This window comes from Bacteroidales bacterium (assembly GCA_031275285.1).
Classification (GTDB): domain Bacteria; phylum Bacteroidota; class Bacteroidia; order Bacteroidales; family UBA4181; genus JAIRLS01.
Genome location: JAISOY010000083.1, coordinates 1 through 26,645, shown reverse-complemented (window position 1 = coordinate 26,645; position 26,645 = coordinate 1). Strand labels below are relative to the sequence as shown.

The window sequence follows — 26,645 nt, the reverse complement described above, 5'->3', positions numbered from 1 at the left end:
CTTTATATTAACATATTATTTATGTAGGTATTTTTGCACTACATGTAAAAACTCATCAAAAATAGGTGCATTGGAAGCCACCAGCTCTTTTCCGAAAATGTAATTATCCCCACCGGAGAAATCACTGATCCGGCCTCCGGCCTGTTGCAGGATGAACACACCTGCAGTCACATCCCATGGGCTGAGGCTATATTCATAAAATGCTTCGAAACGTCCGCAGGCAACATAAGCAAGATCAGTAGCTGCCGATCCAAGACGTCTTACCCCATGTGAATTCTTCAAAAAATATTCCAGGCATTCAATGTAAGGTCGCATTAGATGATAGTCATAATAAGGAAAACCTGTGGCAATCAAAGCATCCTGTACTACAGTCCTATCAGAAACACGTATTTCCTTTCCGTTGAGATAGGCGGCACTATCTTTCCATGCGTAAAAGCATTCTTTTAGGGTCACTTCATATACAACCCCCATTACCGGACGGTTATCTTCCAATAAGCCTATACTGACGGCATAAGGGGGTAATCCATGGATAAAATTTGTAGTCCCGTCCAGTGGATCGATAACCCAGTTATATCTATCTCCCCGGGTGTCATTGGTACCTTCTTCGGCAATGAAACCGGCTTCAGGAAGCAGTTGTTGCAACCGTTCCACGATCAGCTGCTCCGATCCTTTATCCACATAAGATACAAAATTATGCAGCCCTTTTACTTCAATTTTTTTCGATGAAAACGTATCCGCTTCCTTACGGATGAAAGTTCCTGCTTCTTTGGCCACTTCACATACTTTCATGCAAAGTTCCTGAAAATCAATCATACGATCTCTCTTAATATTTTATAAACCAAATAGCAAATGTAGGATTTTTTTAATTATTGATGCTACTTACCGGTACATTATGTATATAATCGTACCATTTTTACCGGCATTGCTATCGTAGTCAAACAAATAACGCCCTTCCTGATTTGAAGAGCCGATGTGTATATACACATCGGCTCTCATATCTTTATGTTATCATTTATTTTGTTACTCTTTCAAGCCACTTGACCATAGCAAGCATTGTACCCATCGATAACAGGCATGCTACTACGAATACGGTCCATGTAGCCCAGATAGGGATGTTATTGTATAATATAGTACCAATAAATAAAAGCTGATTTCCTACTGCCGTTGCACTTAACCATGCCCCTTGCATGATACCCTGATACTGGGGAGGAGCGACTTTTGATACGAATGACAATCCGAGGGGACTAATAAATAATTCTGCCACTGTAAGGATAAAATAAGTACCTATAAGCAACCACGGGGTTACACGCAAAGCTGGATTCAATCCGCCTTCGGCTATTCTTTCCTGAGTAGAAGGAAGTCCGTATGAGCCGAGAGCCATCACTACAAAGGCAATTGCAGCAATACCCATGCCTATTCCTATTTTCTTGGGAGTGGAAGGTTCTTTTCCCCTGGCTTTCAACCAACCGAAAAGTCCGATCACTATGGGTGTAAGACACACCACGAAAAATGGATTAAAGGATTGGAACAACTCGGCGCCTTTAAGGACAGTAAATCCAAGATCCAGAACCATACCGTCAAGACGGGTATAGTCATTGGCAAATTTTGTCAGGGTTACTCCGTTTTGGTGAAAAGAGAACCAGAAAAAGATAACGACACCAAATACGGCAAACAAGGCGTATATACGTTGCTTGATTTCTGCCGCACTCATTTCTACGATTTCTGCTGCCTGAGATCTATTAATACTTTTATCGGCCGGATTCGGCAATTTATTCTTATTTGTCATGAAAATCACAAAAGATATCAACATCGCTAAGATTGCAATGGCAAAGGAGTAGTGATAACCGGTAACGAATACGTTAAGATAATCTTTTGCAAAATCTGCCAGATTAGGTAATTTATTTCCGACCTCAGAAGCAAGTAACGTAAAACGGGCCATAGCTTCCTGAGTCATTGCTGCTCCATTTGATAAGTACTCGTTACAAAGGGCTGGAAGATCTTCATTAAAAGCATATCCCTGCGATGAAACGACCCAGTTCCTGAGCCCCACGGCAAGAAGAGGTGCAAACATGGCTCCTACATTGATGAACATATAGAAGATCTGGAAACCCGTATCACGTTTGTCGGAGTATTCGGGATTGTCATAAAGTTGTCCGACTACAGCCTGGAGATTACCCTTGAACAAGCCATTACCGAAAGCAATTGCAAACAGTCCGAGACAGGTGATGATTAAAGTGATCGTTTTATTGGGGGCAGGTGTCGGCGTAGGCCATGCAATCACCGCATAACCGATCATCATCAGTACGATACCTATGGTAATGGTGCTTTTGTAGTTCTTGGTCCTGTCTGCAATCAAACCGCCAACAAGTGCAAGAACATAGATCAGCGCATAAAATACTGAATAAATGAGGCCTCCGTAGGGTGTTCCCACAAAGTCGAATTTGAACTCAAGGAAAAGCAATAGGATGGCCATCATAATGTAGAACCCGAAACGTTCTCCCATATTCGAGAGAGCAGCTCCAAGCAGGCCTTTTGGATGATTTTTAAACATAGGAATCAGTTTTTATTAAATCAGGATGATTAAGTTATTGCAAAAGATTAACGCATCAAAAATATAAATCTTTTCGAATAAACCGAATGATTTATCACTAAGATAAACATTTTTATGATATAATATCCACATATCACGATTCACAATAATTAAACATACACTTAATTTTATTAAAATTAGTATAAATATAATTAAAATTGATCTTATATTTGCAAAAAAAACATCGAATTATGTTACCCTGTATATGTCCGAGTTGCCAATCAGTACTCAAAGTAAAAAGCCTGAAATGTGAAACATGCCAGACGGAAGTTTCCGGATTATATGAATTACCTCTATTGGCGAGACTTACGCGTGAAGAACAAGAATTCATCATCAGTTTCGTAAAGAAAAGCGGAAGCCTGAAAGAAATGTCCAAGCACATGGGATTAAGTTATCCTACCGTACGCAATTTACTGGATGATATTATCAGTAAAATCGAAAGGGAAGAGCATGAAGAAAAAAAATAAAAATGATTGAGCCAATAATCAATTTCTGACATCATACCTGGTCTTAAAAGCAAAATATAAAGCAAATGAAAAATACAATTTTGTACATCAGTCCATCTACCCAGGATAAAAAAACATGGGTCCTGACCTTTTTATTAGGTATTTTACCTGTTATTATATTCGGATGGTTGTTTTTCCCGGAATATATTCAATATGGCATAGTAGAAAATATTCACTGGTGCATCCTGTTTTTCCTGTTTCTTAGTATATCAGTAGCAGGATTGGCATGTACGCCTAACCAATATGTACTTACAGATAAAGATTTTATTATTAAAAGATATGTCGGAAATATCCATATCCCGCTGGATAAGATAAAAGCAGTCCGTTTCATGACAGATGCCGAGGAGAAAAAGATGTGGCGTTCCTTCGGCTATTCTGGCCCTTTTGGACGGTTCGGACTATTCTCAACCAAGGGCCATCCTGAATTACACCTGTTCGCAAGACGTTCCAATCATCTGGCAATCATAGCTACCGATCATATCCGTTATGTAGTAGCTCCGGATGATCTGTTGATCATCGATAAAATTGCGGAAAAAACCGGACAACAGGAGATATCCGATTTAATGACCGGAAAAACCGGAACCAGGCAACGGGTATTCCGGACCATACCTTATGTTGTTATAGGCCTTGTCTTATTGTTGATATGGATAGGATACCGGGATCCGAAAGTGAGTATCAATGAGGATGTTTTCAAAATGAGTGGTCTGTATGGAATACAAATTCCTATTAATGAAATTACAAAAACAGACACCATTACCCGGGAAGAAATGCCGGCCATAAGCATGCGTACAAATGGTTTCGGGATGCCGGGCGTGCAGCGTGGAAATTATCAACTAACCACTGGCGAAAAAGTAAGGCTCAGCCTGAAAGGGAATATGAATCCGGTAATCAGGATGATTGACCAAGGCGGACAGGCTTATTATTTCAATTTTAAAGATCCGGGGCAAACGCGGAATGTCTTTTCAAGATTGAAAGCTGTAACAGCATTGTCTGAAAACAATATAATTACCGGACAATGGAATAGCCTCATGGGCAACCTAAGACTTATTTTTCATATCCGGGAGACGGATAATAAATTATCCGCCACCATGGATAGTCCGGATCAGAAAGCGAATGACATTCCTGTCACCACGATTGTGTTCGACGGCTCCAGATTATCCCTGGGAATGCCCAATATCGGACTGAAATACGAAGGGGAATGGCAGAATGATTCAATTATAGGGATTTTTGAGCAGAACGGGTTTAAAATCCCACTGAACCTGTATCGGGAAATAACAGATATAAAAACGGTAAAAAGGCCCCAGGATCCTGTGAAACCCTATCCATATTCTTCCGAAGATATTACTTTCAGGAACGACCATGCGGATATTACCCTGGCAGGAACTTTAACTATTCCGAAAGAAAAAGGTAATTTCCCTGCCGTAATATTGATTTCGGGTAGCGGTGCTCAGGACAGGAACGAAGAGATATTGAATCACAGGCCGTTCCTCGTAATAGCAGATTATCTGACCCGTAACGGAATTGCCGTATTGCGGTACGACGATCGTGGGACAGCCCAATCTACCGGTAATTTTTCCCTTGCCACCACCGAAGACCTGGCTACTGACGTTGAAAGTGCGATTACCTACCTGAAAACAAGAAAAGAAATCAACCATAAAAAAATAGGATTGATCGGCCATAGCGAAGGTGGTATCATTGCACCGATGGTAGCCGTCAAATCCAAAGATGTGGATTTTATTATATTACTTGCCGGAAGCGGGATTCGTGGTGATTCCATTTTGTTGATGCAAACGGAACTGATCGCCAAAGCATCAGGTGTGCCTGAAAAAGAAATCAGACAATCTTCAGAAATCAATTCCACCGTTTATGAATGTATTGTCAATAATTCCGGATCTGTGGCCGATCTAAAAAAAGATATAAAAAATATCATTTCCGAGGCCGTTAAATCGGGAAAGATCACTTTGGGCGATCAGGAGAGCACAGCTGAAGATCAGATAAATAAAGCTGTAATGAGTGTTACCAACCCATGGATGTTGTATTTTATCAAATATGACCCATCTATCATTCTACAGAAAGTAACCTGTCCCGTATTTGCATTAAATGGTAAAAAAGATTTACAGGTACCATCGGAAAGAAACCTCAGTGCTATCAAAAATGCTTTGGAAAAAGGCGGAAATGACAAAGTTACCGTAAAAGAATACCCGGGCCTTAATCATTTATTCCAGGAATGTGAAACGGGATCACCCAGTGAGTATGCTATTATAGAACAGACTTTTTCGCCCGTTGTATTGGAAGACATTTCAGATTGGATATTGGAACAGACAAAATAATATTTTATTCACATACGTAAAACGATTAATAATTAAGATCATGAGTACTAAATGGCTGGTCAACCCCTTTCAAAAAATTGCCGGATGGAGAGCATTAGGTTTAGGTATAGTTATCATGTTGGCTACCGCCATATTCGGAAAAATAAACCATATGTTTTTTGACGGGGTACTGGATGTACACACTCTTTCCCACAGTTTTGCAGAGGCATTTGCCGCACAGGCCATTAATCTTATTTCAGTATTTATCGTTATGTGGCTGGCAGGAGCTCTTTTTTCCAGATCAAAAATACGCCCCATTGATATTGCAGGCACCATGGCCCTATCAAGGGCCCCGATGTTATTTCTCGCCCTGGTCGGATTTCTTCCGATTGTGCCTGAAAGCATATTCGATATGTTGCAAACAGCCATTTTTGTCGTTATCTGTTTCATATTCGTTGTCTGGATGATTACGTTGATGTATCATGCGTTCATCGTGTCATGCAACATAAGAGGTACACGTGGCAACATTGTCTTCATTGGCGCTTTGCTTGTAGCAGAGATCATATCCAAATGCATTTTCATATTGTTGCTGGGAGGAAATTTTTTGTTCTTCAGTAGCAACGAAAAAACCATCATCACATCCGAAGATTCCGTAACGACAAAACAGGCCTTGTTAACAGCAGAAGAATTCCGGATACCTGAAGGACAAACGATTCAACAAACAGCAGGTAAGGTAATAGGATATCTCAATAGTGGTGATTACGGGAGGATTATTCTATATTTTGATGAAAAAATGAAGGAAGGGGTAAATAGTAATAAGCTGAGAATGCTATGGACACAGCTGATTACACTCAATGGAAAATTTAAAGAAGCGGATACTGATGTAAAGGCAATTACCCGTGAAGAATATGATATATTGATGATCCCCTGCCATTTTTCTCAAAAGAACATCACTTTGCAACTTACTTTCAATAAACAGGGACAGATCAGCGGTTTGTTTATAAGACCACCGGCAGATGAAAAATAATTCGTAGTAAATAACCAAACGATTTGAATAGTGTATGATCAGGTCATAACCAGTTGCCAGTGTCCGACGTCTCGCCATTCATCAAACTTTCGTCCTATTTCTTTCATGTTGGACACCTGTTTGAAACCGAATTTTTCATGTAACCGTACACTCTTTTCATTTGGAATACAGATCCCGGCAATGAGTACATGGACTTTTTCTTTATCCAGATTTTCGAAAAGATGTTGGTACAAAAGTGTTCCCAAACCATTACCAGTACATTCCTTATCCAGATAAACAGTGACTTCTTTGGTTAACGCATACGCACACCGGTTATTCCAGTTATTCAGGTAATAATAACCGGCTATTTTATCGTTGATTGTTGCGACATAATAAGGAAAGCCGTCACTGATAATGCTTTTTACCCGTTGACTCATCTCATTTTCCGAGACAGGTGATGTTTCAAACGTAATGACCGTATGTTCAATGTAGTAGTTATAGATACGGCAAATGGCCGGTACATCCTCCAGTGCTATTTTTCTTATGTTTATTAAAGATGCCATTGTATGAATGATTAAAAGAATGTTCCGTATATTAGCCCTGAAATAGTTGCCATCACTACTACCAGCGATACATAAACCACTGTTTTCCCTGTTCCCAGCACACCTTTAATGACTAACATATTGGGCAAAGATAATGAAGGTCCGGCCAATAATAAAGCTAATGCAGGACCTTTTCCCATACCTGAAGCCAATAAACCCTGTATTATAGGAACTTCGGTAAGAGTAGCAAAATACATGAATGCCCCCACAAGGCTCGCAAAGAAATTTGAAAAAAAAGAGTTTCCCCCGACAGCCCATTGCACCCATTCATTAGGTATCACTCCCGGTATAGATATATTGTCATGGGTAGAACCGAGCATAAAACCGGCAATAAGTACGCCAACTGCCAATAAGGGGATGATTTGCTTGGCAAATCCCCATGATGACAATGTCCATTCCCTGTTCTCGCCATTCCTTTTATCCAGTAAAGTCATCAGGCTTAATGAAATTATTCCGGTAATCATAGGAATCAGTGGCACAAATTTCGGGTTACCGACAAAATGCGATGCGAGAAACGCAGATATAACTGTTGCTACAATACCTGCCAATACCCATGTCCACTTTATTTTCAGTACATGAATCAATGAGTAGGCAAGTACCAGTGACAAACCTGCGGTAATATACCATTTATAAGAATAAATGTAGTACCAAAGACTTCCCGTATCATCCGGTGAAGGTGCTCCCCAATTAGCAAAAACGAGTATCAGTACCAAAGAAAAAAAATGAATGGTAGTTTGCCACATCGGACGTTTTTCAGGAACAGGAGGTATATTCATCTGTTCTTCCTTTTTGGCTTTTTCTTCTTTGCGATATATAAAGGACATGATCAGACCGATGATAATAGCAAAACCGATTGCTCCGATCATTCGTGCCATCCCCATTTCAAAACCCAGGATTCGTGCAGTAAGAATAATTGACAGTATGCTTATGGCAGGACCTGAATACAAGAATGCAATGGCCGGTCCTAAACCGGCACCGCGTTTATAGATACTGGAAAAAAGAGGCAGTATGGTGCAAGAACAGACTGCAAGAATAGCCCCGGATACTCCGGCGACAGTATATGACAGCCATTTTTTCGCGTTGGCACCAAAATATTTTAAGACCGCTCCCTGACTGACAAATACGGATATTACCCCGGCAATAAAAAATGCCGGTAACAAACACAACACTACATGTTCTTGTGCATACCATTTAGCAAGATCCAATGTGGCAGCTATTGCTGTCATAAAAGTCTGGTTACCAATCGGCATAAAGAAAACCGCAGCAAAAACAACGATGATCCATATCAATATCCTGAGCTCTTTTTTCAGTTCCATAACTTTAAATATTCAGTGCTTTTCGTATCTCATTTTCTGAAGGAACATATCCTTTGACCTTTACCGTTCCATCAACCACTAATCCCGGCATGGTCATTATGTTGTATTTCATGATCTCCATAATGTCTTCCTGTTTGCTGAGATTGACATCTATCCCTGATTCATTGATGACTTCCTGAACAAGTTCATACAATTGTTTGCACTTTGCACACCCTGTGCCCAATATGATTACTTCCATGGTAATTTGATTTTAAATATTTATGATGATATAATAAATTCCGACAACAATGAAAATTACGGAAACAATACGTTTAAACCATTTTTGGAAAGCCTGCATTTTATTGTAAAAACCGCCTACATTGCTTATACTGTATGCTAATAAACATGCAATAACAATTACCGGCAGACCTGTAGCAATAGCAAAAACGGAAGGAAGCAATAAGCCCGACGGACTGGCAATGGTCATGGGAATGAGTACACCAAAATATAACACCCCACTGTAAGGACAAAATGCGAGTGCAAATAGCACTCCTAATAAAAATGCATTCCAATAATTTTTTTTGTGTGGTTTTTCTCCTAACCGTGCAGTCCATTTATTTAATACAGGTATTTTAATATGGATAATATCCAACACCAATATCCCAATAACTACCAGGGCCACTCCCAACCACAATCCACCTATATCCTGAAGAAAACGGGCAACCTGAAACTGACTGGCGCCAAAGAAAAATACAATACCAAGCGCTGTATAGGAAAATATGCGTCCAATGGTATAGAATATCCCGTTGAACAATACCTTCTTCTTATCGGCAATATCTTTGCTCAGATAAGCTACAGCAGTGATATTTGTCGCCAGGGGGCAAGGACTGATGGCAGTCATTAATCCCAGCAAAAACGCTGTAAGTAAGGGAAAGCCCGAACCATCCACCAGGTTTTGGAGAAATTCCATCATAACGTTGCCGGATTACAGTCTTTTGTCAATTTCTGCTTTAATGATTTCCTCAAGAGCCGGCGGATTAATGATTGCGTTTGCAAAAGCCTGTTCAGTCAAGTCGATAGAATTGTCTCCTTTGGCTATAATTAATGCATTCCATGTAACCTGATATTTTTCAACCAGTTTTTCAAATTGTTTGTCACTGGTATTTACTTCTATGAACTTTACATTTTTTCCGGTATAGTTGTCTTTTGTTGTTTTCCCAGATACTTCGCCTACAGCTATACAAGTTTTACAACGTTGCTTACCGTGGAAATAGTAAACATTCACCATAGAGGGGTCTGTCCCGAGAGTGTTTTCCTTTTTATCATTTTTTGCATTCGAATTTCCGCCACAAGCGACAAAAGTGAAAGCTAACAGTACATACATAATATTCCTTTTCATGCCCATACATTATTTAATTGATTAATTGCACTTTACAACAAACTGTCCCATTTGTTTTATATTTTGCAAATATATGAATAGTTTTAATGTTCGCAAACATGCGAACTGTTTTATCAAAAAAACAGTGAGATTTTTTATTTGAAGCTGTTAATCATCGAATAGTGAATGGAATAAATCTCTTGCTATTTCCCAGTTTTGGCGATTAATACAATATTTGATATTTGGAAGTGAAAATGTTCCCTGTATCAATCCGGCTGCTTTTAGTTCTTTTAAATGTCTTGATAATGTACTTTTTGCAATAGGTAAAACTTCTGATAAATCGCCATGATAACAGCAGGATTGTTTGGAAAGCATTTGTAAAATAGATATGCGCGCGGGATGTGACAGGGCTTTTGCCATAAGTGCCATCTGTTCCTGTTCAGGGGTATATTCTTTCTTCTCCATTGTCATCATTTTATTATTGGCAAACATACGAATAAATCAAATAAAAATTCTATCTATCTAAAGATGGAAAAGTACACTACAATGTTTTATAAAATGATTGATAAGATCAATGTTTCAATTAAAACCTGTTTTCTCAGGAATATATTTTTCAGTATTTTTTACTGTTAAAATGAGACAGGATACCCAGAATCCATACAGATCCTATTAATATATGGATGAGAACAAACTGGTTCTGTGTAAATAAATCTTCCGACATCACGGATAGGAGCATAAGCACAAAAGAAACAGATATGAATTTAGCGAGCCTGCTTTTCTTATTTTTCAGCTTTTGAGTGAACCATGCTTTATACCATTTCCGATTTTTGATACAATGCACTAAGACAAAAATTAAAAAGACAAACCCCGAAATCCTGTGTAAGCCGCCCCACAACTCATCATTACCCGGAGGTAATATATTATAAAGCATTAGCGTATATACTACTCCTGTAGCCAACAAAATATACAGAAATACTTTAAGGAATTTATTCAACCACTTATTCTTTTTAGATTTCATCTGTTTTCCAATTATTTATAAGGGGTAAATATCCTGATATGATCCTTGTCATTAATAGCAAACACAGGAAAATATCAATGAATACCGCCAACCATTTGTTTTTATTAAAACCCATATCCAATATTTTTGATCAAGTGCAAAAGTATTTTACCGGATAGGATCATAAACTACAAATACGACATATTTTTATCAATATCCGACATATTTTTTACCTTTGATTTAACTTAGTATAGTTATAAAAATTTAATACCGGGAATAATGTATATAGAATTTGGACCTAAGTGGAATTCCGGCTATATGGACGAGTTTGCCAGAAAACTCAATTCAGAGATCAGGGATAATGTATTATATCTGCCGTCCCGGTTTGGTCAGGGATACGCAAAAAGGATCGATATTGACAGTGATTTACGTGTTATTATCCACTCATACAATTTAAAAGAGCCAATTACATTCAACAGGGTAGCAACAAATACAAACAAAGATTCAATTACTTTCCGGTTTATTTGTTACCTGGAACAGGATAAGAACTATTTATCCAATGTTCAGGTCCTGAATGACACTATCGATGTAAAAGATGAGCTTTCTGCAAATACACCTTTTTGTAATGTTATTGTAAAAATAAAATTAAAGAAACTTCTTTCCATAATCAATATTGGTCCGAAATCAAAGGAGTTTGCTGCTTTTACGGACAACCTGAACAGACCGTTTATCTATCAGGAAAATGTGACATTAGGAATGAAAGAGATTTTAAGAGAACTTTATGAAAATAAAGAGCATGGAAAATTGGAGAAGCTCTATTACAAAATAAAAATAATGGATTTAATGTATCATTTCTTCATTCGTTTTTCAAGGCGGGCTTCTAATGATTCTATACATTTTAACAAGAATGATATAGAGAAGATACTCAGCATAGAAAAAATAATATTGAATGACCTGAGTATACCTCCCACACTTAACGGGCTTGCACATTCAATAGGAATGAGCGAAACAAAAATGAAACAGTTATTCAAAAAGGTCTTTGGTGATAGCATTTATAATTATTATTTGTCCGCACGGATAAATGAGGCTGCTTCTTTGTTGAAAAGTGATAAAAGTATGACAATAGCTGATGTTGGCTATGCTTTAGGTTTTTCCAATTTAAGTCATTTTTCAAAATTGTTTAAAAGATATACCGGCAAAAACCCTAAAGAATATGCTATGAGAAAATGAGTATACGAACAATATCATATAAAAAGAGGATACCCTACATTTTCGGATATCCTCTCAATCTTTATATGATGAAAAAAGTTTTACATAAAAAATAAACGTTTACCCCACTATTATTCAACACCGCCGCCAAGAGCACGATAGAGATCTGAAGTTGCCTGGAGTTGTTGCAGATGATCATTTATCTGGCTCAATTGCGCCTGTAACAGCCCCTGTTGTGCTGTCAATACTTCCAGATAATCGGCCTCGCCGGCTTTAAGCAATTCTTGGGTGTAATACACTGCTTTATTCAATGATTCAACCTGTTGGATTCGATTTTCTTCCTTTTCCTGCGAGGAAGTGAAGACATACATAATATCCGATACTTCCTGACCTGCTTCCAGAACCCTCCTTTCAAATGTCAGCAATGCAATCTGCTGATCTGATTTGGCTGTTTTCAACTGAGCTGTTAATCGTCTGCGCGCAAATAAGGGTTGTGTAATACCTCCCGTTATTGAAGAAAAGAAATGGTCTGATTTAAAAAAATTACTTAGTGAATTAACAGTAGAAAAACCTAATATACCGGAACTTATTGTTATTTTCGGATATAGGTTCGACCTGGCAATATGAGTCAGATGAAATGCGGAACGAAAGGATAATTCCGCCTGATATACGTCAGGACGCCTGGCGAGCATCTGGGCAGGTATGCCGTAAGCCAGTCCATCCGGAACAATTTGCTCCGGAAGGGTCGATCTTTCAATCAGATCAGGCTTACGTCCCATCAATGTACAGATCGTATTTTCCAATTGCCGTATATTGGACTTCAGGTCGGGTACGGAAGCACGGGTACTATACAATGCCGCACGGGTTTGTTCCACGGCTGCACCGGTGAGCATCCCGGCTTCTTTCAAAGCTTCGGTGGATACCAGATTTTCTTCCATCAACATGATCATCTGTTGGGTTACATTCAACTGTTCATCCAATGCCAATAATGAATAATAGGTATTGACCATATTTGAAATCAGCGAAGTCTGAACCAGCGCCCGACCGGCATAACTGTTTAACATCCCGGCGTAATCAGCCTTCGACTGACGTATTTTGTTCCAGATATCCAATTCCCAACTTGTGGCGATGCCCAGGGAATAATTTTCCGTATGATACGCCAGCCCTTTCTTGTCTTTTGGTATACCTGTCAGCGGATCCGCATTACTTAACCTGTTTTGTTCGACTTGTCCTGCAACTGCGATATCGGGAAAATAGGCAGCACGGGCAACTCCTAAGGCTGCTTCAGCTTGCTTAATCCGTTCGGCAGCAATCAACATATCGAAGTTATTATTGATTGCTTCTTCAATATAAGCCCGTAAATGATTATCCTTGAAGTATTCCCTCCATGGGATATCTGCAATGGTGACAGAATCTGCCGGATCCATGTCCCTGAACATATTTTCTGTATTGACCTCCGGGGTTTTATATCTGGTTTTCACCTTACAGGAGGTCATTCCTATGGAGATAATTATCCCCAATAAAGCTATTCCTGTTATATATTTACTTTTCATGATCGTTATCTGTTAATTGATTATTTGATACCGGTTCTTTTTTAATGAAACGTTCCTGCAGGGTTTGGAAGAGTACATATAATGTGGGTATCACCAATATTCCAATCAGGGTACCGAAAAGCATTCCTCCGACAGCGCTGATGCCGATAGACCGGTTGCCCAATGCGCCGGCACCATTGGCAAACATCAGCGGCAAAAGTCCGCATATAAATGCAAAGGATGTCATCAGGATCGGTCTGAGACGTGCAACTGCTCCATTAATTGCCGCCTCAACAATACCTTGACCCTGCTGGCGCCGTTGAATGGCATATTCGACAATCAGGATGGCATTTTTGGCCAAAAGCCCGATCAGCATGATGATGGAGATCTGTACATAAATATTGTTTACAATACCGATATGTACTCCAAAAATCATTAAAAAGATAAACACACCCGCTAATCCTACCGGTAATGAAAACAATACCGATAAGGGGATAATGTAACTTTCGTACAGCGCTGATAAAAGCAGGTAAACGAAGATAAGGCAGATGGCAAATATGAAGATGATCTGGGAACTTTGATTGGTTTCTTCGAGTGTCATCCCTGAATATTCATAGCCATACCCACTTGGGAGTGATTCTTTCGAGTATTCATCAATAATGCCGATAATATCACCCGTACTGTATCCTTTGGTATAATCGGGTATCACGGTAACATCCATCGACTGGAACATATTGAACCGGGTAAGGGACTGCGGTCCTGTAATCGGGGTTACGGTGATGAATTCGCTTATCGGAGCCATATCTCCCGATGGTACCCGGACAAACAATTTGTTCAAATCTTCGAGTTTTTCCCTGTATTCGGGTGGTGCCTGCAGCATGATCCTGAATTGCTTGCCGAAGATATTGAAATTATTTACGTACATACTGCCTATATAGGCTTGCAGGGTGGTCATTACATCATTTAATGTCAATCCGGCTTCCTTTATTTTAGGCATATTGGCTTCAATCATCCGTTGAGGAAAGTTCGGATTGAAGGTGGTCATGGCAGTCATGATTTCTTCCCGCTGCCCCAGGTCACCCAGAAATTTTTCGGTAACATTATAGAAATCCTGGACGTTACCACCTGTCCTGTCCTGCATTTTCAATTCCACACCCGTACTCATACCAAATCCTTGCAAAGTAGGCATACCGAAGAACATAAACGTAGCTCCCTGTATTCCTTGTGTTCTTTCGGTAAGTAAGGCGGATAATTCATTAGTGGAGATCGAACGTTCTTCCCAGTGTTTCAATTTGATCATCAGGGTACTATATGAACCGGCCATACCTCCTGCACCACTCATGAAATTTACACCTGTAATTTCGGTAACAAAATCGATCGCATCAATCTCATCCGTCACCGCAATTACTTTTTGTACGATAGAATCCGTTCTTTCCAGCGATGATCCCGGAGGAAGGGATATAAGACCAACCATGCTTCCACTGTCCTCGGCGGGCACAAAACCTGTCGGTAATTTTTTCATGATACCGAATAATATTACCGAAAACAGTAGCACAACACCCACAGCTATCCACTGATGATTTTTTTTGCCCAGAAAAACCAGCGATGATTTGTATTTTGCAGTACCTGCTTCGAATAATATATTAAAATAATAGAAGAAACGCTGTACAAAATTCCTTTTCGTTCCGCCATGTTGCGGTTTAAGGAATAAGGCACAAAGGGCTGGACTCAGGGTAAGTGCATTTACTGCTGAAATCAGGATCGAAATGGCCAGCGTCAGGCCAAATTGCCTAAAAAACACACCGCTTGTACCGCCAATAAAGCTAACCGGAATAAATACCGATGACATCACCAGTGTTATAGCTACAATAGCAGGCGCTATTTCGGTCATCGCAGCCAATGCGGCTTTTTTCGGATCCGTTTCGCCGGCTTCCATCTTGGCATGTACTGCCTCCACCACAATAATGGCGTCATCCACCACAATACCAATGGCAAGAACAAGGGCAAACAGGGTCAGGATATTGATGGAAAAACCCAATACCTGAAGGAAAAAAAAGGTACCGATAATGGCGACAGGAACTGCTATAGCCGGTATAAGTGTCGATTTTCCGCTTTGCAGGAAAATAAATACTACCAGAAATACCAATAACAGGGCTTCAATAAATGTTTGGATCAGTTTCCGCATGGAGGCATCTAAAAACTCATTGACATCTACCATATAAGTCACTTCCAATCCGGGAGGGAATGTCAGGGACGCCTCATTGATCACATTCTTTATATTATTGATCAGGTCCTGGGCATTGGATCCGGCGGTCTGACTAACGGCCATAAAAACGGACTCATTCCCGTTTGTCCGGCTGATAAGACTGTAATTCAACGATCCCAACTCAATATCGGCCACATCCTTCAATCGTAGAATATGACCACCCTCTGAACGGATAATGATATCATCGAATTGTTCTACCGTTTTTAATCTTCCGGTATATTTCAGTGTATACTGGTAAGTCTGGTCACTATTCTGTCCCAGTTCCCCGGGTGCTGCTTCAATATTCTGATCCTGTAATGCCGCAATCACTTCTGTCGGATTTACTTTATATGATGCCATTACGTCGGGCTTGAGCCACACACGCATTGAATAGTCCTTAGCACCTAATACCATCGCATCTCCAACACCGTAAACACGTTTTATCTGGGGAATAAGATTGATATTGGCATAGTTCTGGATAAACTGTCCGTCATAATCCTCATTGGAGGAAGACAACGAGATCATCAGGATATAACTACTCAACTGTTTCCTCACCGAAACACCGATCTGATTTACTTCAGCAGGTAATTGTGATGTGGCCCGGGCAACCAGATTCTGAACATTTACTGCTGCAATATCGGGATCAATACCCTTTTTAAAAAACACAGAGATACTGGCAATACCGGTATTTGATGCCGTAGAAGTCATATAGGTCATTCCTTCCACGCCGTTTATCTGTTCTTCCAGTGGGATGATCACGCTATTCATCACCACATCCGCATTTGCTCCGGGATACTGTGCTTCCACCTGTACAGTGGGTGGTGCAATATCCGGGTACATTTCAACCGGTAGCGATACGATACCGATGAAGCCTAGTACTACGATAATAATAGATATTACGGTAGATAATACAGGTCTTCCTATGAATAATTTTAACATGGTTTCCGGAAATTAAGATTATTTGAATTCTATTTTCTTACCATGGCTCAATGTGACAATGCCATCGGTGACGATCCTTTCCCCCTCCTTTAATCCGTCGGTTACCGCATAACTTTTCCCGCCGGCTATCGGGACAACCGATATTACTTTTTGCACCACAGAATCGCCCTGTACAACAAAGATCAACGTCTTATCCTGTTGGGCAAAAGTGGCTTTCTGGGGAATAAGAAAGACATTGTGTAATGTGCGGGGAATAATGATACTTCCACTTGTTCCGCTTTTCAATTCAGCATGTTCATTAGGGAATTCGGCCCTTATATTGGCTGATCCGGTACTTGCATTCAGTACTCCTGTAATGGTTTCTACTGTTCCTTTTTCCGGATATTTAGTCCCGTCGGCAAGGATTAATGACACCTGCGGTATATTTTTGATCTTTTCTTTCTGGGTGGTCCCTTCAAGATCATTCATCAAAGCCCTTAATTCCTTTTCATTTAATGAAAAATAGGCAAATACATTACCTGTATTGGCAACGGTAGTGAGCACATTGGATGAATTCACCAGACTTCCCTGACGATAGGGTAATGCACCGACAAAACCTGTTACGGGAGCGGTCACATTCGTCCAGCTAACAGTTGCCTGTGCATTTTTAAGTGCAGCTTCTGCCTGTGCCATATCGGCCAATGCCGACTGGTAAGAATCTTTGGCTGTTTCCAGTTGGACTTCACCAATAATTCCTTTTTCGGCTAAAGGTTTTACTCTCTCTACATTTATTCTTGCCGTATTTACCCGCGCCTGTGCACTGATCAACGATGCTTTTGCGGTAGTAAGGGTCTGTTCGGCCTGTGGCGAATTGATCCTGAAAAGTGATTGTCCTTTTTCCACTGCCGAACCTTCATCTACATAAATAGCATCGATAAAGCCATCGATACGGGGACGTATTTCAATGTCTTCCTGCCCTTTAATCGACACAGGATACACAACCTGTGATTGAGCATCACACTTTTTCAACATCTCTGTAGGATATACCAATTGGTTTGCCTGAGATGCATCCTGTTGTTTGTTTCCACAGGAGACAAACATGGCAAAAACTACTGCTCCATAAAATATTCTATTAGTTTTCATGATCTTCTTAAATTAAATTATTAAATTTATCTGATAGTTTTATTAACTGTGGTATGAGACGATCCATGTTTATACCCTGATATACATGGTCGGTTAACTTTTTCATCTGCTTCGAAACGTTTTCGAATAATTCCACTCCGGTTTCAGTAAACTCAACAATGACAATATGGGTATCCATACTGTTGTGATGTAGTGTTATCAAGCCTTTTTCCTGAAAACCACGTAAAATGATCGAAGTGGTGAGTGGATCAATTTCTGTTCTTTCAGACAGGTCAATCTGATATATTTCTGTTTTATTATCGGAATAATAATATAATGCGGAAAGAATTTCATATTGAGGACATGTAAGGGCAAATCTTTCCAAGATCTGCCTTTTATGTTTGATGAAAAGTTTAATTACCCGCCATATTAAATTATCCACATTTTCCTGTCGGTATTGTGATGCCTTACATCTGTTCATACAATTTAAGTTTTAGTTCTGTTACAAAATATTTATAAGTAAGCTTACAATGATGGCACCTTACCAAATAATCCATTAAAAAAAGACTATAATGCCATGCACTAAAAACTATTCTTGCTTTATTCCGTTACAAATATTGGGCTTTTGCTCTCCTGATTTAATACCTGAATAGTTCCAGAAACGTTCTAAATGTCGCTTTGTGAATTAATTTTGATATAAAAGCAGTAGTAAATATTGTTTTAATTTGAAAAGACATCTCATTAGTTATCCTTAACTATCTTTATAATATGCGGAAACAATTATCTATAGTATCATTAGACGGTTTATTAGATCCTCAATCGGGAACGGTTCGAAATTATGTATTTACAAATTCCTCATCTCCTTCGGATATTTCACTCGAACACCCTTTCCTTTTAAAAGGAATATTGTTCGGGATATGCTCTAAGGGGACATCGAGAGTCAAAATAGATTATAAAGAGTATTTTTTAAAACCAAATACCATTTTTACCATCCTTCCGGACCAGATCGTTGAGCCAATGGAAAGTTCTGAGGATGATTTTGTCGAAAATTTATTTTTCTCTATTGACTTTATCACCTCCTTACCTACTGATTTCGACGTTTTTGACAGAATAAGAAATTGTCCTTGCCTGGTTATATCGGATGAGGATATGAAATATTTAATGAAATTCCATGCTTTTATTCTAGAATCTTATGGCCGAAAAGATAACATATATAAAGAAGAGGTCGTTAAGGGTTTGATCTATTCGCTCATCGTACAAATTGGTTCTTTATATTCTGAATCTAAAACCGGTAATATCATAAAATATACTACAAGGGGAGAAATCATCGTAGAGAAGTTTATCAGGTTATTAAGAGAGCATCACAAAAAAGAAAGAAGTGCCTCATTCTACTCGGATAAATTATGTATTACGACTAAATATCTATCAAAAACATTGAAAAATATAACCGGACGATCTATTAATTCATGGATCATTGATGCTGTAATACTCGAAGCAAAAGTCCTGTTAAAGACCTCTGACTTAACAGTTGTACAGATTTCAGAAGAGTTAAATTTTATTAATCCGTCCTTTTTCGGGCGTTTTTTTAAACAGTATGCCGGCATGACCCCATTAGACTATAGAGAAAGTTAGTTTTGAGTTTTGATGCAAATAAGTGGCGTGTTCGATGGATAATTTTGAAGTCGGATCTATTCAATGTTTCTATGTCATAAGCATAATCCACAATCATCCTTTGGCTTCACCTCACAGTTCTTCTTTATCGAATCACTCAATTAGAATCATCGCGTCAATATTTTCTACAACATGTCTTTTAAAGAATTGGTAAATTCAATTTTACCGTAGCAACAGAAAACCATACCCAACGATTTTTCATATCATTTGGTAATATATAACACATTCAGTAGCAATAAAATCCTCAGGAGATTGAATATTACCCGATTGATTTACTGTACGCTCTTCTTCTGAAGTACAATTCTTTATTATAATCCCTCCAGGCCAAAATCGCACCTGCATTGCTTTCAAGCTGAGGATTCGTTATGCCTACCGGAATTTTATTCCGTAAATATGCATTATTCATTTCAGAGTAATATATTGAATGAACTCCTCTTTTTTGCCATTCGGGCAATACCCCATTCAGGTATAAATCAATAGTATCACGCTTTTTCAGTGCTCTTAGCAAATGAATAAAACCAAACGGGAAAAGTCGTCCTTTAGCCTTTTGCATAGCCCGGGACAAAGAAGGCATGCTGATACCGAAACCGATAATCTTATCATTACTGTCGGCAACCAGGCAAACATATTCGAGATTGATAAATGAGAAATACTGCTTTACGTAGTAATCGATCTCTTTATCTGTTAGCGAAACAAAACCATAAAGATTGGAAAACGATGTATTCAAAACATCAAACACTTCCTTTGCACGACCCAACATCTCTTTTGTGGATGAAAACTTCAATACTTTAAGATTGTACCTTTCAATAATCAGTTTGTTAATTCTTTCAATTTTATCCGGCACAGGCCTTGTAAAGTCAATTTTATACTGTAGCCAGTCTTCATCTTTCTGGTACCCATATTTCACATAATGATTTTCATAGTACGGGTAATTATATATACTGGCAATTGTCGGCAGGTTTTCAAAACCTTCAACCAATAAACCTTCATTATCCATATCAGTAAAGCCCAGCGGTCCGTGTGTTTCGATCAATCCTTTTTCTTTCGCCCAATCTTCTGCCGCTGAAAATAACGCCTCGGACACATTATAGTCGTCGATAAAATCCACCCAACCTATCCTTAATGAACGTTTCCTGAATTTCTCAATTGCTCGGTGGTTGATGATACCTGCTATCCGCCCTACTATTTCCTTACCTTTATAAGCCAGCCAGTATTTGGCTTCGCAATAGTCAAATGCCGGGTTTATATCTTTCCGCAATGTGGACATTTCATCCGCAATAATGGGCGGGACCCAGTTGCTACAGGTTGCATATAGTTTAAACGGGAACCTGACAAATTTTTTCAGGTCTCTTTTTTGCTTTACTTCATAGATTGTTATGTCCATCAATGAAAAATATTAGATAACACCAAGAATTTGCTCTCCTTTGCAAGTTTTTCTATCAAACTATTAACCTGTCGACAAGTATGAATGACCGTCGCTGACAAACAGATCGATATCAAATCGTTGAATGATAAAAGTATTGTTTTAATATTTATTATAATAGGATAGGATAATATAAAACCTTACAAACATAAGAAAACTAATGATGAAAAATGAGGATTAAATAAATTCTTATCAAAATAATTTCATAAAGTGAGTGATCAATTCACTATTATAAGAAACAAAGCACTAACAAATAGGCTATTAAGAAGCGTATATATTTCTATTGTCTGATATTTTTTCAGTTTAACCTCTTTCAATCAATTCCTTTTTCACTACTTCCCAAGCTTCCAAATTATCATACTCAACACCTGGTTTCAATATGATGTGAATATCCTCCAAAAATTCTTTGTCAATTATCTTTTCTTCCATGTTGGCAAGAAATTGCTTTTGTGTGGGCGGTTTATCAACGGAATGTTGCATATAAGTTTTGTAGCAACGAATAACTTTTTCGGTATCGACATTTTGATGCGCTATTGCCCAATATAAATCGAACAGGTCACGACCTTTGCGACGTTGATACAATGCACGCAACTTGGTTCCCAATAATTCTTCCAATTCATAACCTGTCAGCATACATTCGCCAGAAAACCATGTGTTTTCCACTTTGTAGGGAATTTGTTTTAACCCGAGTACATCAAAATGCTCACGGGTATTGATTTCAATTTTCAACCGCATGTTAATGATGGGCTGTGTACTTGTCTCAAATCGGTAAATGATGGTGTTGTTGTGGATGTGTTGTTTTACTGTTCGCTTGGTACCGAAGAAAGAAAGTCGTTCACGAATTTGTTTGAGTATCGGATTGATCGGTTCCGAGTTAATTTGTACTAAGTCAATATCTTCGGAATAACGGGATTGAGGCTGCAAATAGAGCTTGTGTAAAGCGGTCCCACCTCGAAAAGCCAGAGTGCGGTTCAGCAAATCATCCGAAAACATTTCGACCAAAGCCCTTGCTATTACCAAATCCTGTTCCACCTGTGCGTCATTTGGCCAAGGTGCTTGTGTTTTCCATTCTTCTATATATCTCCGGGGTATCATAAATCACTTTCTATTTCCATGTTTTTAACTACCTTCCACATTGTATCTGTTTCACCTTTTCTCTCTTTCTGAGTGGATAATAACACAGGAACGACATTTCTGTCATTCAGGACTTTCAATAATGCTTCTGCCAATTTTTCTTCGCCCAATATTTTATCCAGAATGTAGCCTAATCGTTGAATTACTGGCGTATGAGAATATTTCTTTGCAGTTTTCGAGAGTGCCGAAACCTTCATTGTTGACGCTAACTCCTGCAATACCGTTGTCGCTCTGTTCAGTCCTATTTTATCGGTATACGCCAATAAATCCAATGCGGTTAATTCGGGTGAAGAAACGTTGATATATCCTGCATCTGTTGTTTTCTTCACGATATCATCCTGCTCCCAGATATTCTTTGAGAAAAAAGAAATTTTCAGTTTTTCGTTGTTAATGCTCCGTGGGGCAGGAGTTTGCACAATAACAAAAAACTCCATGGGCTGCTGGTGTGCAGCTCCGTTTAATGCAGCTGCAGACAACAATCCTACGTAGTAAGGTTTATTCAGTGATTTCATCAAATCGCCGATAAACAGGTAGGGAGGCAACATTCCCAGCTTGGAATATTCTGGTGGTATGACGACATAAAAACCTTGACGAACCTGTGCAATTTCATTTTTGGATTTTAACCTGTAAAGGTTCTGTTTGATAGCTCGATAAGACACATTAAATTCCTCCTGTAATTTTTTTATTGTGAATGAATAACGTCCTTTCGAACGTATTTTCACCAAATATTTATCTAAATAATTGTATGTCATCGAATACTCATTATTTTATTTGCAAACAGATACGAAATCTGTATCCTTTTGCAAATATAAATTATTAATTTTTATTGGCAACATTATATACATTTATCCTTCGATATCTCATCAAAAGCTATCTAAGTTAATTATTTCCCTAATGTAGGAACAGACACAGTTGTTGTAACTGTTTTCGAGTTCGGAGGCGAAGAGGTTGGTAGAGTTTTGATTTACATGTAGTTGGAGGTAAAATAGTCATAACATGAAGTAGTATTTCGCCCATTACGTTGCATTGTTTGCTGTAATATTTCAGGGTACCTTCGGTTTCGAGATCGTCGAAACAATGTGTGACAGGATAATATGTGATTGATGTTTTCTTATATTCCTGCAAGTCGTAGCACTGATGATTTCGTAACCGTCGCGGATAAATTCAAAGGTGATTTCACAGCACGATTTGAGTTCGAATGAAATTCGGTTACCAAAGTTTTGTTATTTCAAGGTAACCGAATTGGCCACCTAGAGAATGTTATTATTTGAATTTTTTGCTATTTGTATCAAAACAAAAAACTCGCAAATCATTGATTTCGCGAGTTTTTTGTTTTGATTTACCTTCTGGTGGAGCTGACGGCTCCATTCACATAATATCATAAAAATTCATTTTCACATAAATATCTCTGTATTATAGCTTTTTATGATTTTTACAAATAAATAAAATATCACAAAAAGTCCTTGCATATCTCATTTTTAGTCCCTATTTTTGCACAGTAGGGACTAAGTTTTTTTGATATGGATATAAAGAGAAAATGTTTGTTCTTTTTGGATAAAGAAGGAAACGAAAAAGACGGTTACAAATCCGATGCAAAAGTAAGATTGAGGATTCGGTATAATAAGGATACGATTGTAGCCTTTAATGTGGGTTACCGTGTGGAATTATCGAAATGGATTAAGGAAGCACAACGATGTAAAGTAGGGACTACGCATGGTAAAAAGAAAATATCGGCTACAGTGATAAATAATGAAATACAGCGATTGGAAAAATTAGTGGACGACGTTTTCAAATCTTTTGAGGTTAACAACCATATCCCTACTGCACAAGAGTATAGAGACGTTTTTAATAAAATGAATGGCATAGACAATGATAACTTTGAAATTGAGATTAAGCGCTCTATTTCCGACTATATTGACGAATTTACCAAGACAATGGGACGTCAAAACAATTGGACAAATTCTACTTATGCGAAATTTAAAACTTTGAATGTGCATTTGACTAATTTTAACAAGGATATTGATATTTCAACTATTTCGGAATCAGACTTGCAAAATTTCGTACAGTACCTGTTTGATTTGGGTATGCGTAATACTACAATCAGTAAGAATGTAGCTTTTGTTCGTTGGCTTTTGAGGTGGGCACACAAGAAAGGGTATTATTCAGGTACACTTCATGATTCATTCAGACCAAAATTTAAAGGAACAGACGGAAATTCTAAAGAAGTAATTCACTTAACGTGGGAAGAACTAATGCAATTACTCAATTATCAATTACCCGAATCCAAACAATATCTTGACCGTGTACGGGATGTATTTTGTTTTACTTGTTTTACGGGTTTACGTTATTCTGATGTCGCCAAACTGCGTCGTTCAGATATAAAACCTAACCATATTGAAGTAGTAACTCAAAAAACAGTTGACGGGTTAAAAATTGAACTGAATAAATACAGTCGTGCTATTCTGGAAAAATATGCTGATTATCATTTTGAAGATGACAAAGCCTTACCTGTAATCTCTAATGTGAAAATGAATGTATATCTGAAAGAATTGGGCGAAATTGTTGGTATCAACGAACCACAGCGTATCATTTATTTCAAAGGGAATGAGCGGTTTGAAGAAGTATATCCTAAATATGACTTGTTGACCACTCATTGCGGTCGCCGTACTTTCATTGTCAATGCGCTATATTTGGGTATTCCTTCGGAAGTGATTATGAAATGGACGGGGCATAGTGATTACAAAGCGATGAAACCTTATGTGAAAATTGTTGACGCTTTAAAAGAAAGTGAAATGGATAAATTTAACAGGGTGTAACATTTTCTTTTAAAAGCAGGTGTTACAATCGAAAAAGCAAGCTTTTATCTTTAGTATAGATTGTTTTGAAATTCCATTTACGATATACGCTTTCCGTGTCAGACTGAAAAATCCTTTTTAAATTGTCAGTATCGTATGCGAAATACAAATTGTAAGGAATTGCCAAGTCCCTGCGTGGGTTTCTGATAATTCGTGATAATGCTTCTTTTGTTGGAAGACAATGTGTATTTTCACCATCGGAACTGACAAGATAGTTATCACATCGGATAATATGATATAACTCACTGCTATTGTTTCCTTTGCTTGCATGGTGTGAAACAATGACAAAATCACAAATTAATGGATTGATTTCTGAAAATCCCATCTTGGATAGCGATTCATAGACAACTGTTGGATGCGAATCAGCCAGCCACAAAATTTTTTTATCTTCAAATTCAAACAGTAAAGAAATACTACTTCTGTTTTCCAATGAATCATCTTCCTCAAAGTTATTCAAATCAAAAGACTCTAACAATCTATCATAATCAAATATTGATGCTGCCTTTGTGCTGCTAATAGTATCTATTTCATTCCTGACCAACAATCTACCATCTTTATATTTTTCTCGAAGCTCTGTTATAGTGGTTGAAGTCGGAGAAAGAATATACATTTTTAATCCAAATAAATTCTGGCATGATAAGTTTGTCGTTATATCGAATGTCGGAAGTTTATTGGTTTGTAACAAAAAATCATAGAGCAAATCCCCCTGTCGGATACTTTTTGCCGAACTGATATCATCATTATTGTTTTTTGGAATCGAATATTTTCGAGGCGGATTATAAAACCAAGTCTTTACTATATCTTTAGTCTCCGAATCATTTACCGATTTGGAATATTTTATTGCTCCGCCAATATGATCATCATGGATATGGGAAATAATCCATAAATCAATTGATTCATTACTATCAATAAGTGAATTTATTTCTTGTTGAAGAACATATCTGAATGTTCGTTCGTATCCCGAATCAAGAAAAATATTATGCGGATTCCCGTCATCCCCAATATATCTAATGCGTAAGGCATCGCCACATTCTGCCTGATAACAATATAATTCCATATCTCAATACCTATCGTACATTTTTAATTCGCCTTCCATTTTACCATGCTCATTCAGCCAAAAGACGCCACAAGGAACTTTAAAATATGATTCTTCATTTCTATCATCAATAAATGAAAGCTTTTCACCAAGTACCGTCCAAATAATTTCCAATTTATTTTCATTTAAGAATTGAATTAAACCCTTCTTTTTGATGAGAACTCCTCTAAGATTATGGTTAAATACAATAATTTCTCCTTCCATATTTTTTAAAAGGCCATCAACTGGTGCATATTGAAGCTGCATTTTTTCAAAGATATATTTGCAAGGAATACGATATGAACCGCAAGCTCCCGATTTATCATTTTCTATACCTCCATTTGCGGCTTCGGTTGTAACTAAAACTTTATAAGAGGTATCAGGAATCGTATACCATATTCGTTTGTTACTCTGGTAAGTATCAAGATAAGCGGGAGACCAAAATTTTTCGCGATTAAACAGCAATGAATGTTCGTCACGACGTTCAGGCATCTGTCTACCCCAAAGATTTCTATTTTCTAAATACTTAATAATATTTAACTTATCTGTTTTTCTAACCAAATAACTTTCTATCAGGTAGAAAACATCTTTTCTTCGTCCGAAATATTTATCCTTGCCAATTTTCTTCGGTTCCTCCCATTTTTTATAATAACGTAAACGTAACCAATCCTCATCAAAATCGTCTTTCTTTTGGATTATTTTTTTCGGATTAACCAAGTCGGAAAGAGTAGTAACCCATTCAGTATCGGGACAATTCCAGTGTGTATATTCGTCATCT

At 38.1% G+C, this 26,645-nt stretch carries 24 protein-coding genes; 6 read left to right on the top strand and 18 right to left on the bottom strand.

Translation table 11 applies throughout. From position 1 onward, the window contains the following. Positions 1-15: 15 nt before the first annotated feature. Both LBQ60_08865 and LBQ60_08860 read right to left on the bottom strand, forming a co-directional pair. Positions 16-813 carry an inositol monophosphatase gene (locus tag LBQ60_08865; protein ID MDR2038022.1) on the bottom strand — a complete coding sequence of 266 codons (798 nt, stop codon included), beginning with the start codon at positions 811-813 and terminating at the stop codon, positions 16-18. A 199-nt stretch (positions 814-1,012) separates the two neighbouring features. Beyond that, the gene (locus LBQ60_08860; GenBank protein MDR2038021.1) at positions 1,013-2,551 is read right to left on the bottom strand and encodes a peptide MFS transporter; all 1,539 of its coding nucleotides are present in this window, start codon (positions 2,549-2,551) and stop codon (positions 1,013-1,015) included. A 230-nt stretch (positions 2,552-2,781) separates the two neighbouring features. On the opposite strand from LBQ60_08860, the gene LBQ60_08855 reads away from it, so the two are divergent. The 3 genes from LBQ60_08855 (at position 2,782) to LBQ60_08845 (ending at position 6,432) form a co-directional block, all read left to right on the top strand. Continuing rightward, positions 2,782-3,057 (top strand): DUF2089 domain-containing protein, encoded by a 276-nt coding sequence (locus tag LBQ60_08855; protein MDR2038020.1) that lies wholly within the window; start codon positions 2,782-2,784, stop codon positions 3,055-3,057. A 65-nt stretch (positions 3,058-3,122) separates the two neighbouring features. Continuing rightward, positions 3,123-5,426, top strand: coding sequence for an alpha/beta hydrolase (locus LBQ60_08850; protein ID MDR2038019.1), 2,304 nt, complete (start codon positions 3,123-3,125; stop codon positions 5,424-5,426). 40 nt (positions 5,427-5,466) lie between these two features. Further along, entirely contained in the window at positions 5,467-6,432 is a 966-nt protein-coding gene (locus LBQ60_08845; GenBank protein MDR2038018.1) for a DUF3887 domain-containing protein, read from the top strand. A 38-nt stretch (positions 6,433-6,470) separates the two neighbouring features. Here LBQ60_08845 and LBQ60_08840 read toward each other — a convergent pair whose 3' ends face one another. The 7 genes from LBQ60_08840 to LBQ60_08810 form a co-directional block, all read right to left on the bottom strand. After that, on the bottom strand, positions 6,471-6,974 hold the full coding sequence (locus tag LBQ60_08840) for a GNAT family N-acetyltransferase (protein ID MDR2038017.1): 504 nt from the start codon (positions 6,972-6,974) through the stop codon (positions 6,471-6,473). 11 nt (positions 6,975-6,985) lie between these two features. Next, positions 6,986-8,329: a permease gene (locus tag LBQ60_08835; GenBank protein ID MDR2038016.1), complete on the bottom strand. Its 1,344-nt coding sequence runs from the start codon at positions 8,327-8,329 to the stop codon at positions 6,986-6,988. Between the two features lie 4 nt (positions 8,330-8,333). Further along, complete coding sequence (locus LBQ60_08830) at positions 8,334-8,567, bottom strand: thioredoxin family protein (protein MDR2038015.1); 234 nt, start codon at positions 8,565-8,567, stop codon at positions 8,334-8,336. 12 nt (positions 8,568-8,579) lie between these two features. Continuing rightward, positions 8,580-9,278, bottom strand: a complete 699-nt coding sequence (locus LBQ60_08825; protein MDR2038014.1) for an aromatic aminobenezylarsenical efflux permease ArsG family transporter — start codon at positions 9,276-9,278, stop codon at positions 8,580-8,582. Positions 9,279-9,293: 15 nt separating this feature from the next. Beyond that, positions 9,294-9,707, bottom strand: coding sequence for a nitrophenyl compound nitroreductase subunit ArsF family protein (locus LBQ60_08820; GenBank protein ID MDR2038013.1), 414 nt, complete (start codon positions 9,705-9,707; stop codon positions 9,294-9,296). A 147-nt stretch (positions 9,708-9,854) separates the two neighbouring features. After that, a complete protein-coding gene (locus LBQ60_08815; protein MDR2038012.1) occupies positions 9,855-10,151 on the bottom strand; it encodes a helix-turn-helix domain-containing protein in 297 nt (98 codons plus the stop codon). Positions 10,152-10,299: 148 nt separating this feature from the next. Then, entirely contained in the window at positions 10,300-10,704 is a 405-nt protein-coding gene (locus tag LBQ60_08810; protein MDR2038011.1) for a DUF4405 domain-containing protein, read from the bottom strand. 258 nt (positions 10,705-10,962) lie between these two features. Between LBQ60_08810 and LBQ60_08805 the strand changes: the two genes are divergently transcribed. Further along, positions 10,963-11,913, top strand: a complete 951-nt coding sequence (locus LBQ60_08805; protein MDR2038010.1) for an AraC family transcriptional regulator — start codon at positions 10,963-10,965, stop codon at positions 11,911-11,913. Between the two features lie 110 nt (positions 11,914-12,023). Here LBQ60_08805 and LBQ60_08800 read toward each other — a convergent pair whose 3' ends face one another. Genes LBQ60_08800 through LBQ60_08785 form a run of 4 tightly spaced genes read right to left on the bottom strand, consistent with a single transcriptional unit; the run spans position 12,024 to position 18,190 of the window. Beyond that, positions 12,024-13,445, bottom strand: coding sequence for an efflux transporter outer membrane subunit (locus LBQ60_08800; GenBank protein MDR2038009.1), 1,422 nt, complete (start codon positions 13,443-13,445; stop codon positions 12,024-12,026). Beyond that, entirely contained in the window at positions 13,435-16,608 is a 3,174-nt protein-coding gene (locus tag LBQ60_08795) for an efflux RND transporter permease subunit (protein MDR2038008.1), read from the bottom strand. Before LBQ60_08795 ends, LBQ60_08800 begins: the two co-directional genes overlap by 11 nt. Positions 16,609-16,626: 18 nt before the next feature. After that, positions 16,627-17,730: an efflux RND transporter periplasmic adaptor subunit gene (locus LBQ60_08790; protein MDR2038007.1), complete on the bottom strand. Its 1,104-nt coding sequence runs from the start codon at positions 17,728-17,730 to the stop codon at positions 16,627-16,629. 7 nt (positions 17,731-17,737) lie between these two features. Beyond that, on the bottom strand, positions 17,738-18,190 hold the full coding sequence (locus LBQ60_08785) for a MarR family winged helix-turn-helix transcriptional regulator (protein MDR2038006.1): 453 nt from the start codon (positions 18,188-18,190) through the stop codon (positions 17,738-17,740). 287 nt (positions 18,191-18,477) lie between these two features. Between LBQ60_08785 and LBQ60_08780 the strand changes: the two genes are divergently transcribed. Continuing rightward, entirely contained in the window at positions 18,478-19,341 is an 864-nt protein-coding gene (locus LBQ60_08780; protein MDR2038005.1) for an AraC family transcriptional regulator, read from the top strand. 298 nt (positions 19,342-19,639) lie between these two features. Here LBQ60_08780 and LBQ60_08775 read toward each other — a convergent pair whose 3' ends face one another. The 3 genes from LBQ60_08775 to LBQ60_08765 all read right to left on the bottom strand — a co-directional run bounded on the left by LBQ60_08775 (position 19,640) and on the right by LBQ60_08765 (position 22,689). Then, positions 19,640-20,764 (bottom strand): N-acetyltransferase, encoded by a 1,125-nt coding sequence (locus tag LBQ60_08775; protein ID MDR2038004.1) that lies wholly within the window; start codon positions 20,762-20,764, stop codon positions 19,640-19,642. A 342-nt stretch (positions 20,765-21,106) separates the two neighbouring features. Next, positions 21,107-21,898: a nucleotidyl transferase AbiEii/AbiGii toxin family protein gene (locus LBQ60_08770; protein ID MDR2038003.1), complete on the bottom strand. Its 792-nt coding sequence runs from the start codon at positions 21,896-21,898 to the stop codon at positions 21,107-21,109. Further along, complete coding sequence (locus LBQ60_08765) at positions 21,895-22,689, bottom strand: type IV toxin-antitoxin system AbiEi family antitoxin (protein ID MDR2038002.1); 795 nt, start codon at positions 22,687-22,689, stop codon at positions 21,895-21,897. The genes LBQ60_08770 and LBQ60_08765 overlap by 4 nt, the downstream gene beginning before the upstream one ends. A gap of 768 nt (positions 22,690-23,457) precedes the next feature. Here LBQ60_08765 and LBQ60_08760 point away from each other — a divergent pair. Further along, entirely contained in the window at positions 23,458-24,753 is a 1,296-nt protein-coding gene (locus tag LBQ60_08760) for a site-specific integrase (protein ID MDR2038001.1), read from the top strand. 22 nt (positions 24,754-24,775) lie between these two features. Here the strand turns inward: LBQ60_08760 and LBQ60_08755 are convergent, their stop codons facing one another. Continuing rightward, a complete protein-coding gene (locus LBQ60_08755; protein MDR2038000.1) occupies positions 24,776-25,849 on the bottom strand; it encodes a hypothetical protein in 1,074 nt (357 codons plus the stop codon). A 3-nt stretch (positions 25,850-25,852) separates the two neighbouring features. Beyond that, positions 25,853-26,645: hypothetical protein (locus tag LBQ60_08750; GenBank protein ID MDR2037999.1), on the bottom strand; the 793-nt coding region annotated here is incomplete at its 5' end.

Excerpts from the sequence above, each read along its gene's own strand:
- LBQ60_08865 (MDR2038022.1), bottom strand. The coding sequence starts at position 813 with ATGATTGATTTTCAGGAACTTTGCATGAAAGTATGTGAAGTGGCCAAA.
- LBQ60_08860 (MDR2038021.1), bottom strand. The coding sequence starts at position 2,551 with ATGTTTAAAAATCATCCAAAAGGCCTGCTTGGAGCTGCTCTCTCGAAT.
- LBQ60_08855 (MDR2038020.1), top strand. The coding sequence starts at position 2,782 with ATGTTACCCTGTATATGTCCGAGTTGCCAATCAGTACTCAAAGTAAAA.
- LBQ60_08850 (MDR2038019.1), top strand. The coding sequence starts at position 3,123 with ATGAAAAATACAATTTTGTACATCAGTCCATCTACCCAGGATAAAAAA.
- LBQ60_08845 (MDR2038018.1), top strand. The coding sequence starts at position 5,467 with ATGAGTACTAAATGGCTGGTCAACCCCTTTCAAAAAATTGCCGGATGG.
- LBQ60_08840 (MDR2038017.1), bottom strand. The coding sequence starts at position 6,974 with ATGGCATCTTTAATAAACATAAGAAAAATAGCACTGGAGGATGTACCG.
- LBQ60_08835 (MDR2038016.1), bottom strand. The coding sequence starts at position 8,329 with ATGGAACTGAAAAAAGAGCTCAGGATATTGATATGGATCATCGTTGTT.
- LBQ60_08830 (MDR2038015.1), bottom strand. The coding sequence starts at position 8,567 with ATGGAAGTAATCATATTGGGCACAGGGTGTGCAAAGTGCAAACAATTG.
- LBQ60_08825 (MDR2038014.1), bottom strand. The coding sequence starts at position 9,278 with ATGGAATTTCTCCAAAACCTGGTGGATGGTTCGGGCTTTCCCTTACTT.
- LBQ60_08820 (MDR2038013.1), bottom strand. The coding sequence starts at position 9,707 with ATGAAAAGGAATATTATGTATGTACTGTTAGCTTTCACTTTTGTCGCT.
- LBQ60_08815 (MDR2038012.1), bottom strand. The coding sequence starts at position 10,151 with ATGGAGAAGAAAGAATATACCCCTGAACAGGAACAGATGGCACTTATG.
- LBQ60_08810 (MDR2038011.1), bottom strand. The coding sequence starts at position 10,704 with ATGAAATCTAAAAAGAATAAGTGGTTGAATAAATTCCTTAAAGTATTT.
- LBQ60_08805 (MDR2038010.1), top strand. The coding sequence starts at position 10,963 with ATGTATATAGAATTTGGACCTAAGTGGAATTCCGGCTATATGGACGAG.
- LBQ60_08800 (MDR2038009.1), bottom strand. The coding sequence starts at position 13,445 with ATGAAAAGTAAATATATAACAGGAATAGCTTTATTGGGGATAATTATC.
- LBQ60_08795 (MDR2038008.1), bottom strand. The coding sequence starts at position 16,608 with ATGTTAAAATTATTCATAGGAAGACCTGTATTATCTACCGTAATATCT.
- LBQ60_08790 (MDR2038007.1), bottom strand. The coding sequence starts at position 17,730 with ATGAAAACTAATAGAATATTTTATGGAGCAGTAGTTTTTGCCATGTTT.
- LBQ60_08785 (MDR2038006.1), bottom strand. The coding sequence starts at position 18,190 with ATGAACAGATGTAAGGCATCACAATACCGACAGGAAAATGTGGATAAT.
- LBQ60_08780 (MDR2038005.1), top strand. The coding sequence starts at position 18,478 with ATGCGGAAACAATTATCTATAGTATCATTAGACGGTTTATTAGATCCT.
- LBQ60_08775 (MDR2038004.1), bottom strand. The coding sequence starts at position 20,764 with ATGGACATAACAATCTATGAAGTAAAGCAAAAAAGAGACCTGAAAAAA.
- LBQ60_08770 (MDR2038003.1), bottom strand. The coding sequence starts at position 21,898 with ATGATACCCCGGAGATATATAGAAGAATGGAAAACACAAGCACCTTGG.
- LBQ60_08765 (MDR2038002.1), bottom strand. The coding sequence starts at position 22,689 with ATGACATACAATTATTTAGATAAATATTTGGTGAAAATACGTTCGAAA.
- LBQ60_08760 (MDR2038001.1), top strand. The coding sequence starts at position 23,458 with ATGGATATAAAGAGAAAATGTTTGTTCTTTTTGGATAAAGAAGGAAAC.
- LBQ60_08755 (MDR2038000.1), bottom strand. The coding sequence starts at position 25,849 with ATGGAATTATATTGTTATCAGGCAGAATGTGGCGATGCCTTACGCATT.